We start from the raw sequence: 13,480 nt of genomic DNA on the forward strand, positions 1-13,480 counted from the left end.
GTCCCTTTCGTGCTTGCTACACACGACAATCACGATGACAGGTGTCGAGAAACTTACTCCACGCCCTCGACGATACGGAAGTCCCGCTCCACTGCGTCGCCCAACACGTCGAGCGCCGCCTTATATGCCGCGCTGTCGAATGCGGCAACGGCTTGCGCGAGACTGTCGAATTCGACGAGAACCGTCCGTTCCGCGACACCGCCGCCGTGCGTGGTCGTAGCGATCCCGCGAACCAGCACGCGGCCGCCGCCCTCACGTATCGCCACTGTGGCGAGCTTCGAATATTCGGCGACCTGCTCCGGTTTAAATATCTTGCGATACGCTGAGACCCAATAGCCTTTTGCCATCATCCTCTCCTTTTACGTTGGCATGACATGCCCCCTAAACCTCCTAACCACACGGAGCCGTCAAACTGACCGGCTAACCGTGTCGCTTAAGGCGGGGCATGACAGGAATCATACGGCATGAGGCGCCGTGCCTCTCGTCACCTGAATGACTTGCCGAAGATTCAACGGCGACGCGATCCGTCCATGAGGACGGTCCGCCCGCGGTTTGACCACTGCCAAGACAACGATATCGTGGCATGTCAATGCCCGCGTGGTACGAACCACGTCATCGCGCGCTCGGAGTTCTACGACGAATGATCCGTTTTCATAGGGCCAACGGCAGCGTGCATGCGGGCGGCCTCCAGCACTGTCACTCACCCTGCAGTTCGGCTATCCTGCGCGCGAGCGCCGGTTTTTTCCGCATCCTCGCGGCTCTAACGGGTGCGGCAGAGCAGGCCTATGCTTCGCATTCCGAATGAATGAGAATGTGGATTCATGACGCTGGAACAAGCTTGAACGACCCGCAACAAATCGAAGCACGCGCGGGGAATCCGCGCTGTGGCGCATCTGCGTCGCGGACGAAGAAAACAGCGCCTGCGTTGTATTGCAGGCATAAAAAAACCCGCACAGCCTAGCGACTGTGCGGGTTGTATCTTTGGTCGGGGCGAGAGGATTTGAACCTCCGACCACCTGCACCCCATGCAGGTACGCTACCAGGCTGCGCTACGCCCCGAACAGCTAAAAATTATAACAGACACTTCAATCGATTAGAACCGCCCGTTACCAACAAAACCTGAAAAGACCGCTTACGCCCGCACTGGTCGATCACGTCAGCAGTGCCGGAACGCTACCGGCTCAGCAGATCAATCACATGCAGCAATTCCTTGCGCAACTGATCGACATCCACTGCGGCCGCGCTTTTGGCCGCCGCCTCGACCACGTCACCTTCCTCGACAATCTCATCCGCCGCCGGTGCCCCATGCACTGCGCCATGCGAATCGAGCCGGTTGCGCGCGCCGTTGATCGTGAAGCCCTGCTCGTACAGCAACTCGCGAATCCGCCGGATCAACAGCACTTCATGATGCTGGTAATAGCGACGGTTGCCGCGCCGCTTCACCGGCCTCAACTGCGTGAACTCCTGCTCCCAATACCGCAACACATGCGGTTTAACGCCGCACAGTTCGCTCACTTCACCAATGGTGAAGTAGCGCTTCGCCGGAATCGGAGGCAAGACGACTTTTTCGATCGTCGCTGTCATCGTCAGTTAGCCGTCGTGGTGGGTTGCGCAGGAACGCGCTGTCGATCAGCGCGCGAAGCTCGCCTCGGCGCCGGTCTCGACCAGCGCCTTCAGCTTTTGACTTGCATGGAACGTCACAACGCGGCGAGCGGCAATCGGAATGGCCTCGCCGGTCTTCGGATTACGGCCAGGACGCTGAGGCTTGTCGCGCAACTGGAAGTTACCGAAGCCCGACAGCTTCACGCTATCGCCGCTCTCCAGCGCGTCGCGAATCACCTCGAAGAACGCCTCGACCATGTCCTTGGCTTCCCGCTTGTTGAGTCCGACATTGTCGAACAGCAACTCGGCAAGCTCGGCCTTGGTAAGCGTGGGCGTTTCCGCTGACGCGTTTGCGGGTGATGTCGGAATATCGCGAATCATGGCGCTACGCTGCGCCGTAAGAAGGGCTTCGAAATCACTCGAGTTCATTTCATTCATATCTATCAAATGGCGCGCCAACCAGGAACCGGAGAATGCGAAAACTACCGCTTAATGAGTATTCGCGGGTTATCCGCGCAACCGTGCGCCATATACTCGAGCCAGACGATCCACCAGGGTTTGAATGGCCAGATCGACCGTCTCGTCCTGAAGGGTCCCGCCAGTATCTTGCAAGGTCACACGGAACGCAAGGCTTTTCTCGTGAGCTGCCAACCCACCGGAAGTGTTTGATTTTGGACGGAATTCGTCGAAAAGCGCAACCCTTCTGATGGTCTTGCAGGCGTCTTCGGAAAGCGCCTTTTGCATCTCGTCGAGCAGTGCCTGAACCTCGATTTTCTGGTCCACGACCACCGCGATATCACGCCGCACCGGCGGAAACTTCGACACTTCCGAAGGCACCGGCAATGTACGCTGAATTAATGCATCCGCTTCGATTTCAAACAGAATCGGCGCATGCGGCAAATCATATTTCTGCATCCAGCGCGGATGCAATTCACCAATCCAGCCCACTGCGCGGCCATTCAACTCAATACGCGCACTGCGTCCCGGATGCAGAGCCGGATGTTCCGCTTTCACGAAGCGCGCCACCGCGGGCGCGAGCAACGCTTCCAGATCGCCCTTGACGTCGAAGAAGTCCACGGCGCGCGTGGCCGCGCTCCATTGCTCTTCCTGCGCCGGACCATAGGCGAGCGCGCCGAACATCTTCGGCTGCGAGAAGCCTTCGACCTGCAGCTCACCGGCCTTGATCGCCGGGTCGTGCAGGAACACACGACCCACTTCGAACACGCGCACGCGATCCGCCGCGCGACGGCTCAGATTCGTGCGCAGCACTTCGATCAGGCTGCCAAACAGCGTGGTGCGCATCACCGAAAGCTGACTGGCGATCGGGTTCAGGAGACGCACCGGCTTGTCGTTGCCGGCGAAATCCTGCTCCCATTGCGCGTCGACGAAACTGAAATTGACCGTTTCCGCGTAGTCGCGCGCGGCAAGCGCGTGACGGATATCGTGCTGGGTGCGCCGCGTCTCGTTGGTCGCGCGCATTTCGCTCGTGGCCACGGGCGGACGCGCCGGAATCTTTTCGAAGCCGTAGATGCGCGCGACTTCTTCGATCAGGTCTTCCTCGATTTCGATGTCGAAGCGATACGACGGCGGTGTCACGGAGAACACGTCATCGCCTTCGCGCTCGAATGTGAGGCCAAGGCGCGTGAAGATCTGCGCGATCTCATCCGCACCGATTGCCACGCCGATGATCCGGTTCGCCCGTGCGACGCGCATTTTCACCGGCGCGCGCTGCGGCAGGTTGACAACCTGATCGTCGACCGGACCCGCCTCACCGCCGCAGATGTCGAGGATCAGCTGCGTGATGCGCTCGATATGTTCGACGGTGGTCGCATAGTCGACGCCGCGCTCGAAGCGATGGCCCGCGTCGGTCGAGAAGTTGTACTTGCGCGAGCGGCCACGAATGCTGTCCGGCCACCAGAAGGCAGCTTCCAGATAGATGTTGGCGGTATCCAGCGTCACGGCCGTGCTGTCGCCGCCCATGATGCCCGCGAGACTTTCGATATGCCGCTCGTCCGCGATCACGCCGACTGTCTCATCCAGTTCAACGGTGTTGCCGTTGAGCAGCTTGAGCGTCTCGCCCTTGCGGCCCCAGCGCACATCCATGCCGCCGTGGATCTTGTCGAGATCGAACACGTGCGAGGGGCGGCCGAGTTCAAGCATCACGTAGTTCGAGATGTCGACCAGCGCCGAGATGCTGCGCTGTCCCGAGCGTTCCAGACGCTCGACCATCCACTGCGGCGACTTCGCGCGCGCGTTCACGCCGCGAATCACGCGGCCCGAGAAACGGCCGCACAGATCCGGCGCCGAGATCTTGACCGGCAGCGTTTCATTCAGGGTGACCGCAGCCGGCTTGATGTCGAGCGCGCGCAGCGGTGCGCCCGTAATCGCCGAGGTTTCGCGCGCCACGCCGAACACCGAGAGGCAGTCGGCCTTGTTCGGCGTCAGCTTGATTTCAAAGACGGTGTCGTCGAGATTGAGCGTCTCGCGGATGTCCTGGCCGATCGGCGTATCTTCCGGCAGGATCAGCAGGCCGCTATGATCTTCCGAGAGCTTCAGTTCGCGAGCCGAGCACAGCATGCCCTGGCTTTCCACGCCGCGCAGCTTCGAGAGCTTGATGGCGAACGGCGCGCCGCCCTCTTCAGCCGGCGGCAGCTCGGCGCCCACCAGCGCGACCGGCACCTTGATGCCCGGCGCCACATTCGGCGCGCCACACACGATGTTGAGCGTTGCGCCCGTGCCGGCGTCCACCTGACACACGTTGAGCTTATCCGCGTCCGGATGCTTGACGACTTCGAGCACCCGGCCGACAACGATCTTCTTGGTGGGCGGCGCAGCAGGCTGCAGGCCTTCGACCTCGAGACCCGCCATCGTCAGCGCGTGCGACAGCTCGTCCGTCGTCATCTGCGGGTCGACAAAGCTTCTTAGCCAGGATTCCGGGAATTGCATGGTTCTGTGTACGTTCTGATCAGGTTAGTCCACGTCCGGCTGGGGCCTTGTGTTCCGTTATCCTCGCCGGGATAACGGGCGCCCTGCCGGTGGCACTGCTCGCGGCGCGCACCTGCCTGCGTCTGTGCAGATATTCTCCGCATCTGGCAGGCGTGCGCGGCTCGATGCGTTAAGCGAATTGCCGCAGGAAGCGCAGGTCGTTCTCGAAAAACAGGCGCAGGTCCTGCACCCCGTAGCGCAACATCGTCAGCCGTTCGAGGCCGCTACCAAAGGCAAAGCCGATGTAACGCTCCGGGTCGAGGCCCATGTTGCGGATCACCGTGGGGTGAACCTGGCCGGAACCCGAAATTTCGAGCCACTTGCCGGCGTTCTTGCCCGTTTCGAACAGCATGTCGATCTCGGCCGACGGTTCGGTGAACGGAAAGTACGACGGACGGAAGCGCACGAGGATGTCGTCGCGCTCGAAGAATTTCTTGAGGAAGTCGGTGTAGACGCCCTTCAGGTCGGCGAAGCTGATGTTCTCGTCGATCCACAGGCCTTCGACCTGATTGAACATGGGCGAGTGCGTCGCGTCGCTGTCCACGCGGTAGGTGCGGCCCGGCACGATCACCTTGATGGGCGGCGTGTTGGTGCGCGCGTAACGCACCTGCATCGGGCTCGTGTGCGTGCGCAGCAGCAGTTGACGGCCGTCGGCATCCTTGCCGTCAACGTAGAAGGTGTCCTGCATGGAACGCGCCGGATGATTTTCCGGGCTGTTCAAGGCAGTGAAGTTGTACCAGTCGGTTTCGATTTCGGGGCCGTCGGCCACGTCGAAGCCGATACTGCCGAAAATCTTTTCGACGCGTTCCCACGTGCGCATGACCGGATGCAGGCTGCCTGCACCCAGGCCGCGGCCGGGCAAGGTGACGTCAATGGCTTCAGCGGCGAGGCGCTGGTTCAGAAGCGCGTCGGCAAGCGCCTGACGGCGGGCCGTCAAGGCGGCTTCCACCTGCTGCTTGACGACGTTGATCCGCGCGCCTTCCGTCTTGCGCGTTTCGGGATCGAGTTTGCCAAGGCCCTTCAACAGCTCGGTCAGCGCACCCGATTTGCCGAGAAAGCGGGCTTTCTCGTTCTCGAGGGTGGTGACGTCGTTGGCTTGCCCGAAGGCTTTTTGCGCGTCAGCGACAATCTGGTCCAGATCCATTGATCCCATCATTTCAACGTCAGTGTTCAATCGATGCAAAACTGGTTCGACCAACAAAAAAGGGGCTCGGTGAGGAGCCCCGTTTTTGTTGCAGCGTCACCGAGACTACCGGATCTTCGCTGCAACGAACCACGCAGTTTAATTGCCCAAAGCGCAATCAGGCTGCAACGGCGGCTTTCACCTGCTGAACGATCGCAGCAAAAGCAGCCTTGTCGAACACAGCCATGTCGGCCAGCACCTTGCGGTCCAGTTCGATCGAAGCCTTCTTCAGGCCGTTGATGAACACGCTGTACGTCATGTCGTGCTGACGCACCGCCGCGTTGATACGCGTGATCCACAATGCACGGAACACACGCTTCTTGTTGCGGCGATCGCGGTAGGCGTATTGGCCTGCGCGCATGACCGCCTGCTTGGCGATGCGATAGACGTTATTGCGACGGCCGCGGTAACCCTTGGCCAGCTTGATGATCTTCTTGTGACGGGCCCGTGCGGTAACCCCACGTTTGACTCTAGGCATAGTTAGCTCCTGTGAGTTTTAGTTAAGGGTTAAGCGAACGGCAGCATTGCGCGCACGGAGTTCATATCTGACTCATGAACCGACGTGGAGCCGCGCAGATGGCGTTTGTTCTTGGTGGTCTTCTTGGTAAGAATGTGGCGCTTGAAGGCTTGACCGCGCTTGACGGTACCGCCCGGACGCACCACGAAGCGCTTTGCAGCACTCTTCTTGGTCTTCATCTTCGGCATGACAACTCCATTATTTGATGGACATGGGTGTGCGGTCGGCCTGATGGCCATTACCCGCCCTTCGAAACCCATTCCACTTGGTATGCAGCCGGCCGGTACTGATGGCCGCCGCTTTTCAGAAACCGCACCCGTTTACATGGACGCGGTTCCGAAACCTGCTGTCTTCGCCATGCGCTCATCAACACACGCATCGCGAAGTACATCTCAATCTTTTCGGGCCTTTTCTGGCCGCCAGCGCGCACCTCACGGCGCGCGGCCTGACGATCGGCCTCAACAACCCAACCTGCCCTTGCAACCAGGCGATCGGCTTACTTCTTTTTCTTCGGAGCGAGCACCATGATCATCTGGCGCCCTTCCATCTTCGGCATTTGCTCGACCTGACCGACTTCGTCGAGGTCGGTGCGCAGGCGTTCCAGCATGCGCATACCAATTTCCTGGTGGGCCATTTCGCGGCCACGGAAACGCAACGTGATTTTCGTCTTGTCACCGTCGTCGAGGAAGCGGATGAGGTTGCGCAGCTTGACGTTGTAATCGCCGTCGTCAGTGCCCGGGCGGAATTTGACTTCCTTGACCTGGACAATCTTCTGCTTGAGCTTCGCCTCGTGCTGCTTCTTCGCTTCCGAGTACTTGAACTTGCCGTAATCCATCAAGCGGCAAACCGGCGGCACCGCCTGTGGAGCAATTTCGACCAGATCCACATCTTGCTGTTCCGACATGCGGAAAGCATCGGCAAGTTTCACGATGCCGAGGGGTTCATTCTCGACTCCGACCAGACGCACCTCGGGTGCAGTGATTTCACCGTTGATGCGGTGCGCAGACTTATCAGTAGCGATGTTACGTTTCCTCTAAAAATTAAAAAAACGAGCCGCGCTGCCAGGTGGTTTACCTGAACGACTGCACGTCCTGGCGCAGACGCTCAATGAAGGCGCTGAGGGGCATTACACCCAGATCAACACCGCCACGGGCACGCACGGCTACCGTTTGGGCATCACGCTCTTTATCGCCGACCACAAGGAGGTACGGCACCTTTTCCAGCGTGTGCTCGCGTATTTTATAGCTAATCTTCTCGTTGCGCAAATCGGCCTCTACTCTAACCCCTTGTTTTTGCAACGATTGGGCCAGAGACTGGGCATATTCGGCCTGACTTTCCGCGATATTCATCACAACCGCCTGCATCGGCGCCAGCCAGGAAGGCATTGCACCAGCATGGTGCTCGATCAGAATACCCAGGAACCGCTCCATTGATCCGACGATTGCCCGGTGCAACATAATCGGACGGCGGCGGCTGTTGTCTTCCGCGACGTATTCCGCGCCGAGGCGCTCCGGCAGCACCATATCGAGCTGCAGGGTGCCGCATTGCCACGACCGGCCCAGCGCGTCCTTGATGTGGTACTCGACCTTCGGGCCGTAAAAGGCGCCCTCGCCCGGCAACTCCTCCCACGTCACGCCGCAGGCCGTCAGCGCGTCGCGCAGGCCCTGCTCGGCACGATCCCACGTCTCGTCGGTGCCGGCACGCGCGTCCGGGCGTAGCGACAGCTTGATCTCGACGTTATCGAAGCCGAAGTCCTTGTAGACGCTCATCGCCAGCGTGTTGAAGGCGATCGATTCGCTGATGAACTGGTCTTCGGTACAGAAAATGTGCGCGTCGTCTTGCACGAAACCGCGCACGCGCATCAAACCGTGCAAGGCACCCGACGACTCATTGCGGTGGCACGAGCCGAACTCCGCATAGCGCAGCGGCAGATCGCGATACGACCGCAGGCCATGATTGAAGACCTGCACGTGACCCGGGCAGTTCATCGGCTTGATGGCGTAATCGCGCTTTTCCGATTCCGTCGTGAACATGTTTTCACGATAGTTCTGCCAGTGGCCCGACGCTTCCCACAGCGAGCGGTCCATGATCATCGGCGTCTTGATCTCGAGATAGCCGGCATCGTTCACGCGGCGGCGCAGGTACTGCTCGACCTGCTGCCACAGCGTCCAGCCACGCGGATGCCAGAACACCATGCCCGGCGATTCGTCCTGCATGTGAAACAGGTCGAGCTGCTTGCCGAGCTTGCGGTGATCACGCTTTTCCGCCTCTTCGAGCATGTGCAGATACGCTTCCTGATCTTCCTTCTTCGTCCAGGCCGTACCGTAAATGCGCTGCAACTGTTCGTTCTTCGAATCGCCGCGCCAGTAAGCGCCGGCCACCTTCATCAGCTTGAAAACCTTCAGCTTGCCAGTGGACGGCACGTGCGGGCCGCGGCACAGATCCGTGAAGCCGCCATGCGAGTACAGCTTGATTTCGTCGGTAGACGGAATCGACTCGATGATCTCGGCCTTGTACTTTTCGCCGATGCTCTTGAAGTAGTCCACCGCTTCGTCGCGCGACACCACGCGACGCGACACCGGCTCATCTTTCTTCGCGAGGTCCTGCATGCGCTTTTCGATCTTCTCGAGATCTTCCGGCGTGAAGGGACGGTTGTAGGCGAAGTCGTAGTAGAAACCGTTCTCGATCACCGGGCCGATCGTGACCTGCGCTTCCGGATACAGGTCTTTCACGGCGTAGGCGAGCAGGTGCGCCGCGGAGTGGCGAATGATGTCGAGGCCGTCGGCGTCTTTTTCCGTGACGATCGCGAGCGACACGTCGTGATCGATCAACGCGGACGTATCGACCAGCTCACCGTCGATCTTGCCGCCAAGCGCGGCTTTCGCGAGACCAGGGCCGATCGACGCGGCCACTTCGGCAACCGTGACCGGGTGCTCGTACTGTCGAACCGAACCATCAGGCAAACGTATCGAAACCATTGCGTTCTCCGTGGTGCCGACCGGCGGTGGCACATACAACCATCAAAGCCAAAAAAAATGCGGCCCCGCTTTCGAGGGGCCGCATTCACATTTCCTGCAAACTACACTGGCGAAAGTGGTCCTCGACTAGCGTCGCTCCGAAGTTGTTTCGGTCAACGTTCGCGGTGTCATAACCGTATTCGCCTTTCGCGCCAAGGCGCTTACTGCAGCTTGCGAAACCCCGGCAAAGCGGAATTTCTCTTTCGTTGGTAGGCTCGATTGGACTCGAACCAACGACCCCCACCATGTCAAGGTGGTGCTCTAACCAGCTGAGCTACGAGCCTGAAGAAACGAGATTATATGGAGCCCCACATCGCTTGGCAAGTACTTTTGTACACCGACGCTGAAAATCCCCGCCGCCCTTTATCGACATGCGACTGCGGGCCGACGTCACACCTGAATTCAGATTTTGCGCCCCGCCCGTAATACGCCCGTGACTTCACCGAGCAACGCGCAGGCACGCTGAATCTGCGCGGCGCTCGACACTTCGACGGTGAACTGCATGAACGCGGCGTTACGGCGCGTCTGCGTCTTCACACCGATCACATTCATCTTCTCGCGCGCGAACACTTCGGAGATATCGCGCAGCAAGCCCTGGCGATCGGTGGCGTCGATCGTCAGGTCAACCGGGTACACCGAGCGTCCATGGCCGCTCATCACGTCGGCGGACCATGCGGTTTCCAGCACGCGCTCAGGCGCGCGCTCGGCCATACGCAAAAAGGTCGGGCAATCGCTGCGGTGAATCGACATGCCCTTGCCGCGCGTGACGAATCCGCTGATGGCATCGGGCGGCGCCGGCCGGCAACAGCGCGCGAGCTGCGTGAGCAGCGCGTCGACCCCGACCACCAGCACGCCCGTCGACGCGCCATGCGCGACACTCGAGCCGCTGCTGCGCTTCTCGAACTGCTCCGGCGCTTCCACCACCGGCTCGGGCGGCGGCGCATCCTGCAACGCCTGCTCGACCTGACGCAAGCTGAACTCTTCCTTGCCGACTACCGAGAACAGATCGTCAGTGGTCTTGAAGCCGAGCTTCGCCGCGAGCTGGTCCAGATTCACCGAGGTCTTGCCTTCGCGCTGCAAGGTCTTTTCGACCATCGCCCGGCCCGTGGCGATGTTCTCCTGCAACTCGACCGCGTTGAACCACGCGCGCACCTTTTGCCGTGCGCGCGGACTATGCAGATAGCCAAGCTGCGGATTGAGCCAGTCACGCGAAGGGCCGCCTTCCTTCACCGAGACGATCTCGACTGTCTGGCCGTTCTGCAACTGCGTGTTGAGCGGCACCATCGCGCCATCCACGCGCGCGCCGCGACAACGATGCCCCAGCTCGCTATGCAGGTGATACGCGAAGTCAACCGGGGTCGCGCCTTGCGGCAACGGGATCACACGCGCCTGCGGCGTCAGCACGTAAATGTGGTCGTCGTCGAAGGTGGCCTGGCGCAGTTGCTCCCAGGGTTGCGCGGCGCGCTTTTCGCCGTGCTCGCCTTCGGACACGTCGTCCTTCCATGCGAGCAACTGACGCAACCAGGCAATCTTCTCGTCGTACTTCTCGCTCGCGGTGACCTGGCCGCCATAACCGCGCGTGCCGGCCTCCTTGTAGCGCCAGTGGGCCGCCACGCCATACTCCGCGAACTGATGCATCTCCTGGGTGCGGATCTGCACTTCGAAGGCGCGGCCATCGTCGCCGATCACCACCGTATGCAGCGATTTATAGCCGTTCGGCTTGGGCCGCGAGATGTAGTCGTCGAACTCCTTCGGCACCGGCTGCCACAGGTTGTGCACGATGCCGAGCACTGTGTAGCAATCCTTGATATCCGGCACGATCACGCGAAATGCGCGCACGTCGTACAGTTCGGCGAAGTCCAGTTCCTTGCCGCGCATCTTGCGCCAGATGCTGTAGATATGCTTTGGCCGCCCGCTGACTTCCGCGCGAATATTCGCCGCGGACAGTTCCTGCTGCAGCCGCGCGATAGCCCCCGCGACATAGGTCTCGCGCTCGACGCGCTTCTCGTCGAGCAGCTTGGCGATGCGCTTGTAGGTGGCCGGTTCTTCGAAGCGCAACGCGAGATCTTCGAGCTCCCACTTCAGTTGCCAGATACCGAGACGGTTCGCGAGCGGCGCGTAGATATCGAGCGTCTCGCGCGCCACGTCCGGCGAAGGCGTGACTTTCGCCGCCGCGTAATAACGCATGGATTGCAGCCGCGAGGCGAGCCGGATCAGCACGACGCGGATGTCCTGCGCGAATGCCAGCAACATCTTGCGCAGCGCTTCGACCTGCGCGCGGCGCGCCGCCTGGGCGTCGCGCCCGGCTTCGGGAATCGCATTCTGCGCAGCCCGCAAACTCACGGTGCCAAGCCGCAGCAATTTGCGCACGTCGCTGACGAGCTGTGCGACCTCTTCGCCGAAATTATCCGCAATCACCTGCTCGGGGTCTTGCAGATGCGGTGTCAGCGCAAACAAGGCCGCCGCCAGCACCGCCGCCGGGTCGACATTGAGCGTGCGCATGATCGCCGCCGTCCCCGCTGCGTGATCCGCCAGCAACTCGCCCGAGGACAGACGCACCTCGCCCGCGTGCTCCCGCACGAACGCCATTGCCTCTTCGAAAGAAGGCAGCGGGACGGGCGTAGTCGTAACGGTATCGGTATTCATGGTGCGGCGGGCCGCCGGGCCAGACGGATCAACTGGGATTCAGCAACGGGGTGGGACGCGGACTTAGCTACGCTGCGCAGCCACGACCACGATTTCGACGAGGCACTTCGGGTTCGCGAGCTTCGCTTCGACCGTCGCGCGCGGCGGCGTAGCGCCCTGCGCAACCCATTCGTCCCACACGGCATTCATGCCGGGGAAATGGATCATGTCGGCGATGTAGATTTGCACCGACAACAGCAGCGACTTGTCGCTGTCCACTTCCGCCAGCAGGCGGTCGATATGGCCGAGCACTTCACGCGTCTGACCGGTGATGTCCTGATCCGCGTCCTCGGCAATCTGACCGGCGAGATACACGGTGCCGTTATGCACGGCGATTTCGGAGAGCCGCTTGCCGACGTGGTGACGAATGACTGCCATGACGATTCCTGATGATGGTGAAAGTTGATCGAAAATCCATTGCGCATCGCGCCCCGATCCGATGAAAGGGATGCGCCGCACAGCCTCACATTATGACGCCTCGCCGGCCGCGCCGATGAAGAAGCGGCGTGCAATCCCGATCTGCTCGTCGCTCACAAACGCAGGCGCATGACCCACGCCGGGAATTTCCACACTCGACACCGCGTTGCCCAGCGCCACCATCTTTTCAACCGTCTCGCGCGACAGCAAGTCGGATTGCGCGCCGCGCACCACCAGCACCGGCGATTGCATCGCCTTCAGTGCGCCCCACAGCGCGACCTCACCGGCGGCGGCCTGTTCTTCCGTCGTCGCGGCAAACGGCACGGCAATGCGCGGGTCATAACGGAAATACCAGGCTCCGTCGCGCTCATGCAGAAGCGGCGTGTTGATCTCGCGCCATTCCTCCGATGTCAGCGGGCCGAACGATTGCGCCAGCATGGCGGCGTAATCGACACCCTGCTGCAAAGTTTCGAACTGCACCGGCTTGCCGAGATATTCGCCGATCCGACTCACGGCGACGAGTTCGAGATGCGGCCCGATATCGTTCAGCAGCATCTTCCGGATCGGCGAATCCGGCAGGCCGCCAAGCCCTAGTCCGATCAGACCGCCCATCGACGTGCCGAACCAGTCCACCTTTTCCACGTCGAGCCGCGCGATCAGCGTGACCATATCCGCCACATACTGCGGCACCGTATAGAAGTTGGGGACGTTCAACCAGGATGAAAGACCGCGGCCGGCCACATCCGGGCAGATCACCCGGTAGGTGTCCGCAAAATTCGCCGCCAGTCGGTCGAAATCGCGCCCCGAACGCGTCAGGCCATGCACGCACAACAGCACGCGCGGATTGGCCGGATCGCCCCATTCGGTGTAGGCAATGCGATGCAGACCGCCCGGGCTCGCACACTGCACGAAACGTTGACGTGGCGTGGCCGTGCCGGCGGCAGGACGCAAAGCGGGAGACGTGACGGTCATCGGATTTTCCTTGGCATGCGCGAAAGAGTGATGACGATTGTAAACCGCTTTACCGCGCTGCAAAGATTGGCCAGATGGCATAGGCCAATGCACCGATAGACA

Annotated in this window: 12 protein-coding genes and 2 tRNA genes; all 14 read right to left on the minus strand. The window is 60.9% G+C overall.

Annotation, left to right across the window (positions count from 1 at the left end; genetic code table 11):
• Window positions 1-53: 53 nt before the first annotated feature.
• Window positions 54-347, minus strand: a complete 294-nt coding sequence (locus FQ755_RS20700; RefSeq protein ID WP_144156653.1) for a DUF1330 domain-containing protein — start codon at window positions 345-347, stop codon at window positions 54-56.
• Between the two features lie 635 nt (window positions 348-982).
• A tRNA-Pro gene (locus FQ755_RS20710) sits at window positions 983-1,059 on the minus strand.
• A 114-nt stretch (window positions 1,060-1,173) separates the two neighbouring features.
• Window positions 1,174-1,584 carry a MerR family transcriptional regulator gene (locus tag FQ755_RS20715; protein ID WP_144156654.1) on the minus strand — a complete coding sequence of 137 codons (411 nt, stop codon included), beginning with the start codon at window positions 1,582-1,584 and terminating at the stop codon, window positions 1,174-1,176.
• A gap of 45 nt (window positions 1,585-1,629) precedes the next feature.
• Window positions 1,630-2,040, minus strand: a complete 411-nt coding sequence (locus FQ755_RS20720; RefSeq protein WP_074300147.1) for an integration host factor subunit alpha — start codon at window positions 2,038-2,040, stop codon at window positions 1,630-1,632.
• A 69-nt stretch (window positions 2,041-2,109) separates the two neighbouring features.
• Window positions 2,110-4,548, minus strand: coding sequence for a phenylalanine--tRNA ligase subunit beta (gene pheT, locus FQ755_RS20725; RefSeq protein WP_144156655.1), 2,439 nt, complete (start codon window positions 4,546-4,548; stop codon window positions 2,110-2,112).
• Between the two features lie 169 nt (window positions 4,549-4,717).
• The gene (pheS, locus tag FQ755_RS20730) at window positions 4,718-5,731 is read right to left on the minus strand and encodes a phenylalanine--tRNA ligase subunit alpha (RefSeq protein WP_186308611.1); all 1,014 of its coding nucleotides are present in this window, start codon (window positions 5,729-5,731) and stop codon (window positions 4,718-4,720) included.
• A gap of 157 nt (window positions 5,732-5,888) precedes the next feature.
• On the minus strand, window positions 5,889-6,248 hold the full coding sequence (rplT, locus tag FQ755_RS20735) for a 50S ribosomal protein L20 (RefSeq protein WP_006052502.1): 360 nt from the start codon (window positions 6,246-6,248) through the stop codon (window positions 5,889-5,891).
• Between the two features lie 29 nt (window positions 6,249-6,277).
• Window positions 6,278-6,475: a 50S ribosomal protein L35 gene (rpmI, locus tag FQ755_RS20740; RefSeq protein ID WP_074282768.1), complete on the minus strand. Its 198-nt coding sequence runs from the start codon at window positions 6,473-6,475 to the stop codon at window positions 6,278-6,280.
• A 308-nt stretch (window positions 6,476-6,783) separates the two neighbouring features.
• Window positions 6,784-7,308 carry a translation initiation factor IF-3 gene (gene infC / locus FQ755_RS20745; protein WP_074263967.1) on the minus strand — a complete coding sequence of 175 codons (525 nt, stop codon included), beginning with the start codon at window positions 7,306-7,308 and terminating at the stop codon, window positions 6,784-6,786.
• A 49-nt stretch (window positions 7,309-7,357) separates the two neighbouring features.
• Window positions 7,358-9,265, minus strand: coding sequence for a threonine--tRNA ligase (thrS, locus tag FQ755_RS20750; RefSeq protein ID WP_144156656.1), 1,908 nt, complete (start codon window positions 9,263-9,265; stop codon window positions 7,358-7,360).
• 246 nt (window positions 9,266-9,511) lie between these two features.
• Window positions 9,512-9,588 (minus strand) — tRNA-Val (locus FQ755_RS20760).
• A gap of 118 nt (window positions 9,589-9,706) precedes the next feature.
• Window positions 9,707-11,950: a RelA/SpoT family protein gene (locus tag FQ755_RS20765; protein WP_144156657.1), complete on the minus strand. Its 2,244-nt coding sequence runs from the start codon at window positions 11,948-11,950 to the stop codon at window positions 9,707-9,709.
• Between the two features lie 63 nt (window positions 11,951-12,013).
• A complete protein-coding gene (locus FQ755_RS20770; RefSeq protein ID WP_144156658.1) occupies window positions 12,014-12,367 on the minus strand; it encodes a RidA family protein in 354 nt (117 codons plus the stop codon).
• 90 nt (window positions 12,368-12,457) lie between these two features.
• Window positions 12,458-13,378, minus strand: a complete 921-nt coding sequence (locus tag FQ755_RS20775; protein WP_144156659.1) for an alpha/beta fold hydrolase — start codon at window positions 13,376-13,378, stop codon at window positions 12,458-12,460.
• Window positions 13,379-13,480: the final 102 nt, after the last annotated feature.

Source organism: Paraburkholderia sp. BCC1885, from assembly GCF_900996235.1.
GTDB lineage: Bacteria > Pseudomonadota > Gammaproteobacteria > Burkholderiales > Burkholderiaceae > Paraburkholderia.

Excerpts from the sequence above, each read along its gene's own strand:
- FQ755_RS20765 (WP_144156657.1), bottom strand. The coding sequence starts at position 11,950 with ATGAATACCGATACCGTTACGACTACGCCCGTCCCGCTGCCTTCTTTC.
- thrS (WP_144156656.1), bottom strand. The coding sequence starts at position 9,265 with ATGGTTTCGATACGTTTGCCTGATGGTTCGGTTCGACAGTACGAGCAC.
- FQ755_RS20775 (WP_144156659.1), bottom strand. The coding sequence starts at position 13,378 with ATGACCGTCACGTCTCCCGCTTTGCGTCCTGCCGCCGGCACGGCCACG.
- rplT (WP_006052502.1), bottom strand. The coding sequence starts at position 6,248 with ATGCCTAGAGTCAAACGTGGGGTTACCGCACGGGCCCGTCACAAGAAG.
- pheS (WP_186308611.1), bottom strand. The coding sequence starts at position 5,731 with ATGGATCTGGACCAGATTGTCGCTGACGCGCAAAAAGCCTTCGGGCAA.
- FQ755_RS20720 (WP_074300147.1), bottom strand. The coding sequence starts at position 2,040 with ATGAATGAAATGAACTCGAGTGATTTCGAAGCCCTTCTTACGGCGCAG.
- rpmI (WP_074282768.1), bottom strand. The coding sequence starts at position 6,475 with ATGCCGAAGATGAAGACCAAGAAGAGTGCTGCAAAGCGCTTCGTGGTG.
- FQ755_RS20715 (WP_144156654.1), bottom strand. The coding sequence starts at position 1,584 with ATGACAGCGACGATCGAAAAAGTCGTCTTGCCTCCGATTCCGGCGAAG.
- pheT (WP_144156655.1), bottom strand. The coding sequence starts at position 4,548 with ATGCAATTCCCGGAATCCTGGCTAAGAAGCTTTGTCGACCCGCAGATG.
- FQ755_RS20700 (WP_144156653.1), bottom strand. The coding sequence starts at position 347 with ATGGCAAAAGGCTATTGGGTCTCAGCGTATCGCAAGATATTTAAACCG.
- FQ755_RS20770 (WP_144156658.1), bottom strand. The coding sequence starts at position 12,367 with ATGGCAGTCATTCGTCACCACGTCGGCAAGCGGCTCTCCGAAATCGCC.